Source organism: Phycisphaerae bacterium (genome assembly GCA_035275405.1).
Lineage (GTDB): Bacteria > Planctomycetota > Phycisphaerae > UBA1845 > UTPLA1 > DATEMU01.
This window is the reverse complement of record DATEMU010000003.1, coordinates 419958-435301: the sequence shown is the minus strand read 5'-3', so window position 1 is coordinate 435301 and position 15344 is coordinate 419958. Positions and strand designations below refer to the sequence as shown.

The window sequence follows — 15344 nt, the reverse complement described above, 5'->3', positions numbered from 1 at the left end:
GAGTAACTTGAACAATGCACGACCGGCATCCCAAGGAGGGGGCTCCGGCCATGCCTGAAGGGAGTACTTGACCATGTTACGGCTCGCGGTTGTTTTTTTAGTCGTCGCCCTCATCGCAGCCTTTCTCGGCTACGGTGGCGTTGCAAACTATTCCTTTGAAGGCGCGAAGATCTTTTTCTTCGTCTTCATCGTTCTCGCGGTGCTGTCCTTCCTCGGCGGAAGGCGCAGCAGGTCCAGCGTCTGAGGGCGGACCGCCCGGCGATAAACGTTTCCGCCCGAAACGGCGGTAGTCCGAAATTCAGTTGGGCTCGGCCATCTTCCCCGAGGGGGGAGGGTGGCACGGGTCCCCTGATTGATCGGCGACAGCGAAGTCAGGGTCTGTTGAGGGTGTTGGAAAAATTATGAACAAGAATTGGCTCGGCATTGTCGGCACCGTATTGGCGATCGCTCTCATCGTGTGGTTGATAGGCGGGGGCAAAATATCCTGCCGCGAAAGCTTCTGGGACAAGAACAAACAAGTGATCGAGATCAAGACAAATTGACGGCTCCGCCGGTCATGACCGCTACAAGGCATTCTGTATGAATGCAGAAAAAACAACTGGGCAGATGGCCCTCGGGAGAAACGACATGAACGTACGCCACGACACTAAATGGTGGATCGCCACGGCATTGACGATCATTGGCATTGGGTTATGCGGAAACAAGGCAATGGCCCAGCCGGTCGGCCCGGGCGATGCCGAGCAGGGCGTGGACGTGCTGACCCGCGGGCCTGTGCATGAGGCATTTGCGGAGACCGTCAGTCTCAATCCCGAGCCGGGCCTCGTGGTGGCGAAGGCGCCGCGCGAGATTATCGAAGAAGTGCCGCCTGACCAAAGACCCGAGGGGGCCAACGTCACGTGGATTCCCGGATATTGGGCCTGGGACGACGAGCGCGACGACTTTCTGTGGATCAGCGGAGTCTGGCGCGACCTGCCGCCGGGCCGCCAATGGGTGCCGGGGTATTGGGGACAGTCCAACCAAGGCCATCAGTGGACTTCCGGGTATTGGGCTGATGCCGGGGTGGATGAGGTCGAGTACCTTCCCGAGCCGCCGGACTCCGTTGAGATCGGTCCGAACATTGTCGCGCCCGCGCCGAACCTGGTTTGGGTACCCGGCTCCTGGATCTGGTATCACGGCCGTTACGCATGGCGCCCCGGATACTGGGCGGCCGGCCGGCCGAATTGGATGTGGGTTCCCGCTCATTATATCTGGGCGCCTCGCGGATACGTTTATTCCGACGGCTACTGGGATTATCCAGTCGAGCGTCGCGGCGTTCTCTTCGCGCCGGTTTGTTTCGAACGGGAAGTGTATTCGCGGCGAGGATATTCCTACTCGCCGTCGTTCGCGATCAACTTGTCCGTGTTCAGCGATCAACTCTTCGTGCGGCCCCGTTACCACCATTATTACTTTGGCGACTATTATGACACTCGCTATGAGAGCACGGGCTTTTTCGCGTCGTTTTCATATCACTCGAGCCGTTATGGCTACGATCCCATCTACGCGCATCGGCGCTGGGAGCACCGTGGGGACCGCGATTGGGACCGCCGCGACAGAGACACTTTCGCGCATCGTCGCGATTACGTAGACGCGCGGCCGGCGCGTACTCTGCGGGCGCAAAGAGAGTTCAGCACGCGCCCGACAAGATCGGGAGAGAGCCGGATTGAAGTGGCCTCTGCCTTCAATCTGCTGACAAAACGCAAAGACGGTTCACTGCGGTTTCAGAAAGTCGACCAGGCGGAGAGGACACAACTATCCCAACGAGGACGGGCGATCCAGAACACCCGCGGTGAGCGACAAAGATCGGAAATCAGGACCGCGGTCCCCCCCAATGAAAAGAATTCCAGGGTTTTGGAGCCTGCCAGGGCAAAGCTCCCCAAGCCGACGGTGGTGTCAAAGCCTGTCAGCCAATATGGCAAGGGGCAAGCGCCGCCGAAAAGACATATAGCTCCCCAGCCAGATCCGAAGGTCGAGCCCAAGGCGAGACGAACGGATGGCCAACCCGTGGCCACGCGAGCGGCTCCGGCCAGGAAGGCCGATCCGCCCACCAACGTGGCCAAGGCGCAGCCGAAGCCAAAGAGGCCCGATCTCCAAGCTCAGCCGCCCAGGGGCGAGCCAAGAGAGAAAAAAGCCGAGCCCAAGCGTGACCCGCCGCGGGAACAACCGAAGCAAAACTCCAAAGGCAAATCGGATGAAAAGCCCAAGGATGAAAAGAAGCCCAAGGACAAATCCAAGGGGAAACCTTAGGAACATTGGTCTCGCTTAATGCGAAGAGTGCGACACGAATGAACCCGGACAATGACGTCTTCCCGAATTAGGACGTTCAAGTAAAGACAAATCGTCATGAGGATAATGAAGACAATCGTTGTGTTGGGGCTGTGCGTGGCCGCGTTAGGGTATTACCGGGGCTGGTTTACGCTTTCGAGCCACGGCCGGGATGGGGAGAGCAACAAGGTCGGCGTCAACCTGACAGTGGACCCGGACAAGGTGAAAGACGATGTCGGGCGGGTGAACCAAAAGGCGAACGAGCTGGGCAATTGACAAGAAACAAAGTAAGATCGAATACTGGACTTGAGGACGTAATGCGAGCGTTTATACTCTGGAAATCACGCAAAAAGAAAGAATCTCATGCGAATTTTCTCTAGGTTTATCGTGGCCTGTCTTTCGACATGCCTCTTCGCCGGCTGTGGCAACGAGATCGAAATCGATGACGTTGATATTACTGCCTTGTTGGACGCGGTCGGTCTTATTCAGACTCGCCCACAGGAATTGCCGCCTGTCCTGGTTAATCAGGGCGATACCATCATCATCAACACCAATGTAACGATCATCAACAACCCGGCGGTGGACATTATTCCCGCCGAACTGCCCAACCTGACCGTACTGGGTTTTGAAAATGACACCGATTGGGATATTTACATCAGATATTTAGCCGACGGCGAGCTGCAAGGCATCTATGTGTACCAGGGCGAGGCGCTGCTCCTCGGCTATCCCTGCCTGGAGGAGGTCGCGTTGCTCAGCGAAGACGATATCGATCCGGTCACCGGCGCATTGGTGGATTCTTTTGATCTGACCGGGGCCGATTTTTTCAATCCCGAAGACTTCCTCTGCGGCGACGCCCTCATCCTGAATTTTGATCCGTCTTCCGTCTCCGCGAGCGCGGAAGTCGTTGATCTCGCGCCGTGAGCGGTTACGGTGCCGTGGAATGGGATGCGCCCAGTCTCACTCGTACAAGGAATGCACAGATGCGCAATTCAACTCTTGTCGTCATGGGTGCCATCCTTGCCGTCCTCGGCGCGGTGGCCCTCAGTTGGCAGAAAATCAGTTACACGACTCGCGAGACGGTGGTGGATGTCGGGCCGCTCAAGGTGACGGCGGACAGCGAGAAGGACCTGCCACTGTCGCCGATCTTCGGTGGCATCGCACTCGCCGGTGGTGTGATCATGATCGCAGTGGGAGCCCGAAAGCCGTGAGACGGCACGGACGCACCGAGAACCCCCGGTCGCCCTGCGACGTCAACGATAACGATCCTGTTCACAGGTGAAACGTGTGCGGCCGCTACACGCTACTGGCCCAGGCGGATGAACTGGCCACGGAATTCAACCTGAGCGAAGCGCCCGCATTTACCCCCCGGTACAACATCGCGCCGACTCAGGAAGTGCCGATTATCCGGCTGGGCGGCGTCGCGCCGCCTCGTATGGCGGTCGTGCGACAGGGAGAGTCGGGTAGCGGCCGACGACTCGACATCCTCCGCTGGGGGCTCATTCCGCATTGGGCCAAGGACGCCAAGTTCGGCTATCGCACCATCAACGCCCGCGCGGAGACGGTCGCGACGCAGCCGTCGTTTCGCGACGCCTTTCGCAAGCGCCGCTGCCTCGTGCCGGCGAACGGCTTTTATGAGTGGCGGCGATTGATGGAGGGCGGCAAGGAAGTGAAACAGCCGCACTACATCCGACGCAAAGACGGCCGGCCGCTGGCGCTCGCGGGGCTTTGGGATCGTTGGGTGAGTCCGGATGGCGAGACCATTGAATCGTTCACCATCATTACAACCGAGGCGAACGAACTCGTCCGCCCGCTGCACAATCGGATGCCCGTGATCCTCCGCCCGGAAGACTATGATGCGTGGCTGAACCCGGAGACGGAGATTGCCCAGCTTAAAGCACTGTTATCTTCGTGTCCTTCCGAGTGGCTGACCGAGGGGCCGGTGAGCCGGCAGGTGAATAATCCCCGAAACGACGATTCGGGCTGCATCGCCGAGCTTCCGTAACTCCCGTGGCGACAAGGGGCTGTTGAGCCTTGCGGAGGCGGCCAGTTCTTCCCTTGCGTCCCACGCTACAAATACCTAACATTATCCTAATAAGGAGCCGTGGCATGGGCGTTCGCCGACAGGTTGATCTGCGCGGGTTGGCCGAGCGGATTCGGGCCATTGAAGAGCGGCACGAGCCCGTCGCGCATCGCTATATCGATCCGCCGGCGGGCGACCGTGTCCCGACCGGCTGGGCGGAGGTCGATGCCGCGCTGGGCGGCGGGCTTCTCGCGGGCTTGCACGAGTGGTTCGGCGTGGAGGAGGTGGGCCGCGAGGAAGGCCGACCCACTCCGCGATCTGCGGACGGCCGCTGGTCGCCGCCGCTGTGCATCCTGGTCCATCTGGCGTGGCAGGCCCAGAGCCGGGAGGCGTCGCCGCCGTGGACCGTCTGGATCGGGCGGCGGTGTCATCCGTATCCGCGCGTTCTGATTCGAGGCGGCGGGAAGGATCGCCGCTTGCTGACGCGATCGCTGTTCGTCGCCCCGCGCGAGGCCGCCGCGCGATTGTGGGCGATCGACTTGGCCCTTCGCTCGCCGGCGGTCGGGTGCGTCGTCGCGGACGGCAGCGGCTTCGACCGCGCCGCGACGCAACGAATTCAATTGCTCGCCCGGACGCAGGGCAAGACGGTGCTGGCGGCATGTCCCGCGCCGCAGCGAACGGAACTCTCCGCGGCGCAGACGCGATGGGGAATTCGGAATGCGGAATGCGGAATGCGGAATGAAGAGCGGTCGGATGCTCCGCGTCATTCCGCATTCCGAATTCCGACTTCCGCATTGGTACCCCGATGGAGCGTCGAACTTCTGCGCTGTAAGGGAATGCGGCCTACGCAAGACCATCCCGGCGCGCCGGGATGGCTTCTGGAGTGGAATCGTGCCGAGGGCGCTGTCCATCTATCTGCCCGGCTGGCCGATCCGGCTGGCGCAGCGGAGAGACCGATCCGACGCGCGGCGCTGGGGCGACCCCGGCAGCGGACGGCCTGACGCGGCGGCCTGGCTGCTGTGGACGTCGCAGCCCCGGCGCGCCGGGGTGCAGGAAGTGGTCCACGGCTGCGAGCGGGCGGCGGCAGCCGGCGTCCGGGCGGGGATGACGCTGGCGCACGCGCGAAGCCTGCTCGCGGGAATGGCCGTGCGGGATCAGGCCACGACGCCGGAGGAAGATGCCGCAGCGCTGCGGCGGCTGGCGCGGTGGATGCTGCGCTTTGCGCCCGTCGTCGCCCCGGACGATCCCGATGGATTGATGCTGGATATCGCCGGTTGCGAGAAGCTTTTCGGCGGCGAGCGCGAGCACGCCCGGCGGATCGCCGCGGCGCTGGCGCGATGGGGGCTGCGACCGCGACTGGCCGTCGCGCCAACGTTCGCGTGCGCGCGGGCCATGGCGCGTTATGGCCGAGAAGAGATCATCTGGATCGCGGAGGGCGCGGTTCGTGAGGCGCTGGGGCCGCTGCCGGTCCGTGCCCTGCGGATCGACGAGCGATCAGTCGAGGCGCTGGCCGACGTAGGCATCGAGCGAATCGAGCACCTCTTCGTCCTGCCCCGCGAGGAACTGGCGGCGCGGTTCGGCCGGGAACTCCTGGAGCGGCTAGATCGGGCCACGGGCGCGGTGGTTGAGACGATCCAACCGATTCAACTGGCCCGGCGCTTCGAGGCGGCGCACGCCTTTGACGGGCCCGTCCGGCGGCCGGAGATCATCGAGGCGACAACGCGCGAGTTGTTGACGCGGCTGCTCAAGCAGTTGCAGACCGCCGATCGCGGCGTTCTGGAATTGATCGTCCTCTTACGGTGCGTGGACATGGGGCCGGAAACGCTGTCGCTGCGGCTGACCTATCCCAATCGCGATTCCGCGCATTTGTGGAAGCTCTTGTCGCCGAGGCTGGAACGCGTGCATCTGGGCTTCGGTGTCGAGGAAATCACGCTGCGGGCCTCGCGCACCGGCCGGATGGCCCGTCAACAGGCGGCGTTTCTCCGCGAGACGGCGCAGGAAGCCGCCGATCAGCCGACGGCCCTGGGCGAGTTGGTCGATCGGCTGATTGATCGGCTGGGCGGCGCGGCGGTGACGCAGGTGCAACCGGCCGAGACGTATGTGCCCGAGGCGGCGTTCGTCCATACGGCCGTCCGCGAGATCGCGCCGCGCACGTCGGGCCGCGCGCGCGTCGCCGAGCGGGCGATCTACCCCGCCGATAGGCCCTCGCAGCTTTTCGATTCGCCCGAGCCCCTGCGCATCCTGTCGCTCGTGCCCGACGGGCCGCCGGTCTGGCTGGAGTGGCGGGGCCAATCGGGCAAAGTGGTGAGCGGCGTCGGACCGGAGCGGATCACGCTGCCGTGGTGGGATCACCGGCTATTAGCCGGTGCCACACTGCGGGATTACTACGAGGTGGAGGACGAGCACGGCCGGCGATTGTGGGTCTATCGCGACGGCGGCTCGGGTGAGTGGTTTGTGCATGGTCAATGGATGTAGCCAAGGACAAATGTCGTGCCAGACAAGGCCGATCCCAAGGTGCATGCCCATCCGTTCAAGCGCGCCGCGCCGACGGGAGAGGGTTCGGATGGCCCCGGCTACACGCCGTCGCTCGTCACCTACGCGGAGCTGACCGTCACGAGCAATTACACGTTTCTCACAGGGGCGAGCCATCCGGACGAATTGATCGACCAGGCCGCCGCGCTGGGCGATCGGGCGATCGCGCTGACGGACTGCAATTCGCTCGCCGGGATCGTCCGTGCGCACGTCGCCGCGAAGGAGACGGGCATCCCCTTCCTCGTGGGTTGCCGGCTGCGGTTCGTGGAGGCGACGGGGCTGTCGCTCTTCGTCTATCCGACGGACCGCGCGTCATACGGACGGCTGTGCCGCCTGCTGACGCTCGGCAAGCGCCGCGCCCCTAAAGGAGAGTGTCACCTATGGCTGGACGATCTCGACAATTATGCGGAGGGGCTGCTGGCGATCGCGTGGTTCGAGTCACCGACCGATGCGGACGTGCCGGAGATCATCGCCCGACTGGACAAGCTCTTTGACGACGATCGCCTGTCGCTAGCCCTCGCCCGACTATACACGCCGAACGATTCGGCATGTCAGGAGGCGGTCGTTCGCCTCGCGGGCGAGTCGGGCGTACCGCTCGTCGTCGTCGGCGACGTGTACTACCACATCCCGCAGCGCAAGGTCCTGCACGACGCGCTGGCCTGCGTTCGCCACGGCTGCACGCTGGACGAGGCGGGCTTTCGGCTGTTTCCCAACGCCGAGCGCTACCTCAAGCCGCCGGAGGAAATGGCCCGCCTCTTCGCCGAGTATCCCGAGGCGCTGGCGCGGACCATCCACATCGCGGAGCGGGCGGCCGGTTTTTCACTCGATCAGCTTCGCTACGAATACCCGCACGAGATCTGCCCGCCGGGCATATCGCCGATGGAGCACCTGCGGCAGCTCACCTGGCAGGGCGCCGACGATCGCTATCCGCACGGCGTGCCGGAAAAAGTCCGCCGCCAGATCGAGCACGAATTCACGCTCATCGAAGAATTGAACTACGCGCCGTACTTTCTGACGGTCCACGACCTGGTCCGGTATGCCCGCTCCCGCGGCATCCTCTGCCAGGGCCGCGGCGCGGCGGCCAACTCCGCGGTCTGCTACTGCCTCGGCGTCACGGCCGTGGACCCCGACCGGATCAACCTGCTCTTCGAACGGTTCGTCAGCCGCGAGCGCGACGAGCCGCCGGACATCGACATCGACTTCGAGCACGAGCGCCGCGAGGAGGTCATTCAATACATCTACGAAAAGTACGGCCGCGACCGATCCGGGCTGACAGCGGAAGTGATCACCTATCGCAGCCGCAGCGCCGTCCGCGACATCGGCAAGGCGCTGGGCCTCTCGCTGGACGCGGTGGACCGCATCGCCAAGCGCGTACACGACTGGCACGAGGACGGCCTGTCGGCGCAGAAGCTCACGGCCCTCGGCTTCGACGCGTATGACGCAACGCAGCGATTGTTCCTGTGGCTGGTGGATCAGATCCTCGGCTTTCCGCGGCACCTCTCGCAGCACGTCGGGGGCTTTGTGATTTCGCGCGGCCCGTTGTGTGAACTGGTGCCGATCGAAAACGCGGCGATGGAGAACCGCACTGTCATCGAATGGGACAAAGACGATATTGAGGCGCTCGGAATACTCAAGATCGACGTGCTTGGCTTAGGGATGTTGAGTTGTATTCGTAAGGCGATAGCGCTGATCGATCACCATCATGGCCGGTCATTCACGCTTGCCTCGATTCCCTCCGAAGATCCGAACGTCTATGACGTCATTTGCGCCGCCGATACCGTCGGCGTCTTCCAGATCGAGTCCCGCGCGCAAATGACGATGTTGCCCCGGCTCAAGCCCCGCTGCTTCTACGATCTCGTCATCGAAGTCGCCATCGTCCGGCCGGGGCCGATCATCGGCGATATGGTCCATCCCTTCCTGCGCCGACGAAACGGCGAGGAGCCGGTCATCTATCCCGATGAAAAGATCAAGCAGGTGCTGGGCCGGACGCTCGGCGTGCCGCTGTTTCAGGAGCAGGCGATGGCGCTGGCCATCGTGGCGGCGGGCTTTACGCCCGGCGAAGCGGAGAAGCTCCGCCGGACGATCAGCGCCTGGAAGAGCCGCGGCAAGGACTCCATCCCGCGCTATCGCCACCGCTTCATCGAGGGCATGGTCGGCAATGGCTATGAGCGCAAGTTCGCCGAGCAGTGCTTCGAGCGGCTCAAGGGCTTCAGCGAATACGGCTTCCCCGAATCGCACTCGGCGAGCTTCGCCCTGCTCGTCTATGCCTCGGCATGGATCAAGTGCTATTACCCGGCCGCCTTCGCCGCGGCGATGATCAACAGCCAGCCGATGGGCTTCTACGCCCCCGCGCAGATCATCCGCGACGCCCGCGATCACGGCGTGGAGGTGCGGCCGGTCGATGTGAATTGGAGCGAGTGGGATTGTACGTTGGAAGAGCAGGGATTAAGGGATTTAGGGATTGAGGGAATAAGGGAAGAACTGATGGAGCCCGCTCCTTCTCCCCCTCAATCCCTTCGCTTGGGCATGCGGATGGTCAAGGGCCTGCGCGAAGCCGACGCCCGCGCGATCGTGGAGGCCGTGCGGCAACACGGGCCGTTCGCTTCAATGGTCGATCTGTGGCGGGCCAGCGAGGTGTCGGCTTCGTCGCTGCACACGCTCGCCCTCGCCGATGCCTTCGGCTCGATGAGCCTCGACCGGCAACAGGCATTGTGGTCGGCGCAGTCGCTGCGCGGCAAGCCGCTGCCGCTGTTCGACGCGCCGCAGCGCGCGTCCGAGCCGCAGGATCGCGCCGCCGACCTGCCGCCGACCTCCGCGCCCCGCGAAGTGGCCCGCGACTATCACACCGTCGGCCTGTCGCTCAAGGCGCATCCGCTGTCGTTCCTCCGCGAAGCCCTGGCAAAGCGGCGGATCCTCACCGCCGCGCAGATTCGCGACGAGCGCTGCTGCCCGCACGGTCGCTGGGCGAGCGTCGCCGGCGTCGTGCTGTTTCGCCAGCGACCGGGCACGGCCAAGGGTGTGATGTTCATGACGCTGGAGGATGAGACCGGCCGCGCGGACCTGATCGTCCGCCCGCGCGTCTATCAGCGCGACGCGGCGGCGGCGTTGTACGGCCAGATCGTCATTGCGAAGGGCCGCGTCGAGCGTGATGGACAGGTCGTGCATATCCTGGCAAGCCGGGTAGAGGAGATCACGAGCAAGCTACTCGCCCTCCCCTCGATGTCGCGGGATTTTCAATAACGTTTACCGCCAATGCTCTTTGCAGCGATGGCCACTGCGAGCTTACGTAGTCTTCCATAACCGGGATGCCGAATTGCTGTGAAACACTTAGCGGGCCGAGGCTTGTGATGTCGTGAGTTGGGAAGCCGCCCCGCCCGGCTTTGACGTGGCTGGTTCTGGGGCCCTCTGTGACGTGGCCGGCTCGACTTGCCACTCCGCGACTTTGTCGCCTTTTCCCCAGGCTTCGTACAGTTTGGCCAGCGCGAGCCGGGCCTGAATCGTACGTTCGTGCGCGTGACCGAGCGCTTTCTCGAGAAATGCATGCGCCTCCAGTAGCGTGGTCTCTGCCTCGGCGTGGCGATGGAGAGCGGTCTGACATCGGCCCACATTCATCATCGCGACTCCGATCATCCAGTGATCGGCAGCGAGTGATTCACGAAAACCCTTGAGTACGTCTTCAAGCAGCGGCATTGCTTCGTCCGGCTTTTCGCGCTGCATGAGAAGCAAACCCAGGTTACCCATGATGATGAGCGTGTCACGTGCCTTGGGCCCGCTGACTTCGCGATGCAGAGCGATGAGGCGACGGAAGATCGGTTCAGCTTCGTCGAGATGTCCCGTCTGACGCAGGGCTTGCGCGAAGTTGTTGAAATAGGCCATAGCCGAAGGATCACGCTCCCCCAGAGATTGACTCGCTCGCGCGACGATGGTACGGCGGAGCGCAATGGCCTTGTCATCCTGATGCGAGCGAAGAAGGGCGGTCGCGAGTAGATCGAGTGACAAAAGGGTGCTGGGATGAGACTCTCCGTAGAGCTTCTCTTTTCCCTTAATGACCTGATCCAGCAGGGAAGCGGCCTCTGAATGCCGATCGAGCGCGAGGAGCGCTTCCGCTTCGATGCTTTTGGTCATCAAAGCGAGGTTGCTGTCGGCGCCATACTCGGTCGATGCACGCTGCGCGGCATCATGTGCGACGGCCAATGCTTCGTCCAGCTTTCCGGATGTTTGCAGCATGTCCGCGAGACTGGCGATCGAATCAAGCGTGTCGCGATCGTTCCGCCCCAGAGTGCGTTCCTGATCCGCCAGTACGGCGCGCGTATCGGTGATGGCGCCTTCGACGTCGCCGCTTAACTGCTTAATGAGCGCCAGCACACTCCGCGTCGCCAACGCTTCGCGGCTTTCGGGCCCCAGAAGAGTCGCTCGCTTGTCACGCACACGGCGCAAAATCTCCTGGCTGCGCTCCACGTCGCCTGCTTGCAGAATGGCGAGCCCCAGGTCGTGCTGCAGCGTCAGCGCCTCGGCATCATCGGTCTGCCCCAACGATTGCCGCAGGTCCCAGGCGCTTTGCAACTCGCGCTGGGCATCTTTGTATCGTGCGACATGAGAATAGGCCCGGCCCAGTACACCGCGCACGACGGACTCGGCCTGCGGTTGGTCAGCAAAAGCGTGTGCCACTTTTTCTGCTGCCGGGTTGAGTACTTCCGCTACGGTAACGTCGTGTCCGCGCGCCAAGACCGGGTCGATCGCGCCGAACATCTCGGCGACAAAATCGAGGGCTGCGCGCGATTTAGAGGCTTCGTTCCGGGCCTGCTGCCATGAATAGAGACTTGCGCCAAGCCCAGCGATGAGCAAAAAAATGAATGCAGCGGCGATGCCCAAAGGTACGCGATAGCGCCGAAGCTGCTTTCGAAGAACATAGTGGATGGAATCCCGCTTGGCCTCGATCGCTTCGCCGGCCAGGTACCGATCCAGATCGCGGGACAGGTCGCCGGCACTTTGGTATCTGCGTTCCGGTTCCTTGGCGAGGCATTTGAGAACAATAGTCTCAATTTCGTCGTCGAGGGCAGTTCGTATAGTGCTCGGGCGGGTCGGAGCGGTTCGAGTAATGTGGTCCATCACTTCTCGGATGTGCCCCAGCACCGGATAGGGGAACCGACCGGTCAGCGTCTGAAACAGCATCACCCCGAGAGAATAGACGTCGGTCCGAATGTCGATCAGCTCCGTGCGGCCTTCGACCTGTTCCGGACTGGCCCAGGGCAGCGACCCTATGAACTGACCGGACTGTGTGAATTCCGCCGCACCGCCGAGCCGATGGGCCAATTGCGACGGTTCATCCAGCGGGCCCCCGAGTCCTGTCGGCTGGTCGATTACCTTCGCCAGGCCAAAATCCAGCACATGCGGTTCGCCGCGCTCGTCCACGCGGATGTTCGATGGTTTCAGGTCGCGGTGAATAATGCCGCGCAGGTGTGCAGTGTGAACGGCGTCACTTATTTTTTGAAACAGCCTCAAGATTCCCCGCAATTGCGCAGGATGCGGCAGTTTGCTCTCGGAACCGATGCGCGCGACATATTCATCCAGCGGCAGGCCCGCGATGTAATTCATGACGAAGTAGTTGTCGCCCCCCGGCGTCACTCCGCTGTCATGAATGGTGACGATGTTGGGGTGGTTAAGCTGCGCCAGAACGCGGACCTCGCGCTCAAAGCGCATCCGATCTCCGGCGCCGGCGAACGAGCCATCGCGCATCCACTTGATGGCGACGGTACGGCCGGTGGAGCGCTGGACGGCCTCGAAGACGACGCCTTGACCCCCTCGCCGGATCTGGCGAATGATGTCGTAGCCCGCCAGACTGAAGCCTTCAGAGGTGACGCCCCGGGCGCGTCGTCGGGCCTTGTCGATGAGCATGGCCTTGCGGAGCGCCTCGGCCAGTTCCGGCATCAGGTCCGCATGGCTCGACCCAATCTCGTCGATCGAGACGGTCTCGCCTGCGATCTGGCGCGTTAGACATTCATTAACCAGGCGGGCAATGCGCTGTGGACGATTCTCGGCGCCTGGAGACGTCTGATTGGAGGATCCCACTGCGGCTACCTTGATAATCTCCGCGACTTAAACGGCCGCTGACCAGATTCCCGCCGCAATCATTGTCCCGCGAGCACGATGACCCGCCAAGTGGCGAGCAACATGGTCTTCACGTCGTCGGGCTGGTCGGCGGCCGAGCCAGTTCCAATTGGATGCAGCCCACCCGCCGCAGGAAAAATGCCAGGACGTCGGCAAGCCGTGGATTGAGACCCGTGATTCGGCAACGTCTCCGGACCTGGCAGGCAAAGCGGATGAACCGGGCACTGATTACCGAGTAGCACGATTCCATCTCATCGACGCCGGACAGGTCAAATACAAAGCGGGTGCGCTCCCGCGCCGCGCACCGAACCGCTCGGTCCATGACGTCGTTCAAGGCCAAAAGCGTCAGGGTGCGGTCGCGGAGGTGAAATCTGAGTTCGTCCTCGGCCGAGGCGGTGACATTCCAGCACGCCATGAACAGCTTGGCCCGCGTGCAAATCGATTCCGCTCCAGGTCGTAACATTTCTCGCCACATAAGTCGCTCCTGTCCGGGGTCGCCTGGGCAACTCTCCATGATCTCATTGAGAACGCAGGACAGGGCTCACGCCGATTTGGCAGCCGTTCACGATTTTTTTGTCAAAAACTTCGACGTGTCCCCCAGCGCCAGCCGCATCGCCTGAAGGCCGCGGTGACACAACATGTGGACGGCTCCCTCGGTACGGCTCAGGCGTGAGGCGATCTGGGCGACCGGGAGGGCCTCGAGATACCGAAGGCGAAGCGCTTCCTTATAGTCCTCCGATAGATTGCCGAGTGCCCGTTCGACGGCCTGTGCTGCTTCGTGGTCCGCAGCGGAGCGGCTGGGCGTGCGAGTGTGCACGGCCAGCACCTCCAGCAATTGGACCATTTCTTCATCGTCTGTCTGTTCGCCTGTCACGGCAACCCGACCCCCGCCGCGCTTGGCCGCGCGTTGGGCCTTGACCGCGTCCATCAGCCGGTTTCGGGCGATCGCCGCCAGCCAGGGATAAAACCGTTCATGATCCTCCGGATTGAATGTCGCGATTCGCTGAAACGCGACGACGTACGCCTCCTGTACGATGTCCTCGGCGGAAACGCTTCCCTGCACGTCACTGGGTAACTTACTTCCGACCTCGGCGACGAGCCGTTCGTGGTGGCTGAACAGGAGCTTGCTGAGCGCGACCTCGTCGCCGGCCACGGCCTTGGCGGCAAGCTGAGTATCGTGGTGGGGGGATTCGTCCGCCGACATACGCTTCCTCCCGGCCCCCTGTTCAATATACCACCAAGGGGGCCAACCCCCTACCCGCAAGTCGAATTGTGCCGAGTCCGTCGCGATGTAAATCAGGGTCCGGCGAGACCTTAACGCGGTCTCCGGAGTGGGTCGCCCTGAAAGCCTCTGGTTTCCGAGTGAGTCGCCGGGACGGCTGTCAATATGGAGGAATGTCACCGGTGATTGAAGTCGGCGCCAACGTCGGCGAGCGACTTCTGATTGATGCAACAGTGGCGCGGCAAACCGCGCGAAGGAGACAGTCATGAGATTTCGAGAATTTGCAGCGGCGTTGATCATCTTAGGTGCGGCGTTAACGGCGGGTTGTCCGGATGGGGCCGGACTGGGATTGCCCTTCGCGGCCATTCCGGACGGAACGTATGCAGGCAGCGTCGACGGGTTCGTGGAGATTTGGCACTGGGACGAGCTCTACCAGCAGGGCTCGGGCGGAGGGGAATCCGCCGCGACTTTTGTGAATGGCGCGATTGTGAAGGACTCCGGACAAGATCTGCAGATAGGCGATGTGGAGGACGTGGACTTCGGATCCTTCACGGCGACGCGCGAGGTGTTCGATGTCCAAGTCGGCGCGGGATTCTACGAAGTCGCCTACGAGGTCTACGCGGAGTGGGAAACGGTCCCGATGTACGGCACGGAGGTCATCACGTTTACCGGGAATGCGGACGGAAGCGTCGCGATGGTCGATACGCTTGAGCTGACCTCGTTGGCTGACTACGACGGCGGGGCGTGGACCTTCTACGCGGAGACGAGCGGAGCGCTCTCTTCCGTCCAGGGGCCCGTCGAGGAGCCCGAAGACCCACCCTTCGACATTCTTGATTTGAAATCCGGGAAGTTCGTCATCGGCGATGCGACGACCCGTTAGAATCGAGAGACTTTTCGCGAGTGGCATGGGCAGGTTGACATCCAACCTGCCCATGCTGTTTTTCGGCCAATGGGTGACAGCCGACGGTGGGATTTGAACCCACGACCCCCGCTTTTACGAAAACTGGACGCAACCGCTGCTAAAAAGCTCGAAAGCTCTCGAAGAGAGTGCATCCATGTGATTATCGGCGGCAGCCTTCTTCGATCGACTGGATCGAGGTCATCATGGTTCCATAAGTAACCGACCAATTTGAAGAGGAAGCCGTTACCCAGGAAGAGCTA

14 protein-coding genes are annotated in these 15344 nt (G+C 62.5%); 11 read left to right on the top strand and 3 right to left on the bottom strand.

The annotated features are described in order from the left end of the window. The first annotated feature begins 73 nt into the window (after positions 1-73). From VJZ71_03710 to VJZ71_03665, 10 genes are all read left to right on the top strand, one after another. Positions 74-244, top strand: coding sequence for a DUF1328 domain-containing protein (locus tag VJZ71_03710; GenBank protein HKQ47160.1), 171 nt, complete (start codon positions 74-76; stop codon positions 242-244). A 157-nt stretch (positions 245-401) separates the two neighbouring features. Then, positions 402-542, top strand: a complete 141-nt coding sequence (locus VJZ71_03705; protein ID HKQ47159.1) for a hypothetical protein — start codon at positions 402-404, stop codon at positions 540-542. Positions 543-627: 85 nt separating this feature from the next. Next, positions 628-2283, top strand: coding sequence for a hypothetical protein (locus tag VJZ71_03700; protein HKQ47158.1), 1656 nt, complete (start codon positions 628-630; stop codon positions 2281-2283). 105 nt (positions 2284-2388) lie between these two features. After that, positions 2389-2577, top strand: coding sequence for a hypothetical protein (locus VJZ71_03695; protein HKQ47157.1), 189 nt, complete (start codon positions 2389-2391; stop codon positions 2575-2577). An 87-nt stretch (positions 2578-2664) separates the two neighbouring features. Next, positions 2665-3222 carry a hypothetical protein gene (locus tag VJZ71_03690; GenBank protein ID HKQ47156.1) on the top strand — a complete coding sequence of 186 codons (558 nt, stop codon included), beginning with the start codon at positions 2665-2667 and terminating at the stop codon, positions 3220-3222. Positions 3223-3281: 59 nt separating this feature from the next. Next, positions 3282-3509, top strand: a complete 228-nt coding sequence (locus VJZ71_03685; protein HKQ47155.1) for a DUF3185 domain-containing protein — start codon at positions 3282-3284, stop codon at positions 3507-3509. Between the two features lie 74 nt (positions 3510-3583). Continuing rightward, positions 3584-4303, top strand: coding sequence for an SOS response-associated peptidase (locus tag VJZ71_03680; protein ID HKQ47154.1), 720 nt, complete (start codon positions 3584-3586; stop codon positions 4301-4303). 104 nt (positions 4304-4407) lie between these two features. Next, positions 4408-5322, top strand: coding sequence for a hypothetical protein (locus tag VJZ71_03675; protein HKQ47153.1), 915 nt, complete (start codon positions 4408-4410; stop codon positions 5320-5322). Continuing rightward, positions 5213-6796, top strand: a complete 1584-nt coding sequence (locus VJZ71_03670) for a DNA polymerase Y family protein (protein HKQ47152.1) — start codon at positions 5213-5215, stop codon at positions 6794-6796. The genes VJZ71_03675 and VJZ71_03670 overlap by 110 nt, the downstream gene beginning before the upstream one ends. Before the next feature lie 15 nt (positions 6797-6811). Beyond that, positions 6812-10093, top strand: coding sequence for an error-prone DNA polymerase (locus VJZ71_03665; protein ID HKQ47151.1), 3282 nt, complete (start codon positions 6812-6814; stop codon positions 10091-10093). Positions 10094-10180: 87 nt separating this feature from the next. On the opposite strand, the gene VJZ71_03660 is transcribed toward VJZ71_03665, so the two are convergent. The 3 genes from VJZ71_03660 to VJZ71_03650 form a co-directional block, all read right to left on the bottom strand. Continuing rightward, positions 10181-12748, bottom strand: coding sequence for a serine/threonine-protein kinase (locus tag VJZ71_03660; protein ID HKQ47150.1), 2568 nt, complete (start codon positions 12746-12748; stop codon positions 10181-10183). A 283-nt stretch (positions 12749-13031) separates the two neighbouring features. Next, positions 13032-13424 carry a hypothetical protein gene (locus tag VJZ71_03655; GenBank protein HKQ47149.1) on the bottom strand — a complete coding sequence of 131 codons (393 nt, stop codon included), beginning with the start codon at positions 13422-13424 and terminating at the stop codon, positions 13032-13034. A gap of 99 nt (positions 13425-13523) precedes the next feature. Then, positions 13524-14165, bottom strand: a complete 642-nt coding sequence (locus tag VJZ71_03650; protein ID HKQ47148.1) for a sigma-70 family RNA polymerase sigma factor — start codon at positions 14163-14165, stop codon at positions 13524-13526. Between the two features lie 283 nt (positions 14166-14448). On the opposite strand from VJZ71_03650, the gene VJZ71_03645 reads away from it, so the two are divergent. Continuing rightward, a complete protein-coding gene (locus VJZ71_03645; protein ID HKQ47147.1) occupies positions 14449-15063 on the top strand; it encodes a hypothetical protein in 615 nt (204 codons plus the stop codon). The last annotated feature ends 281 nt before the right edge of the window (positions 15064-15344 follow it).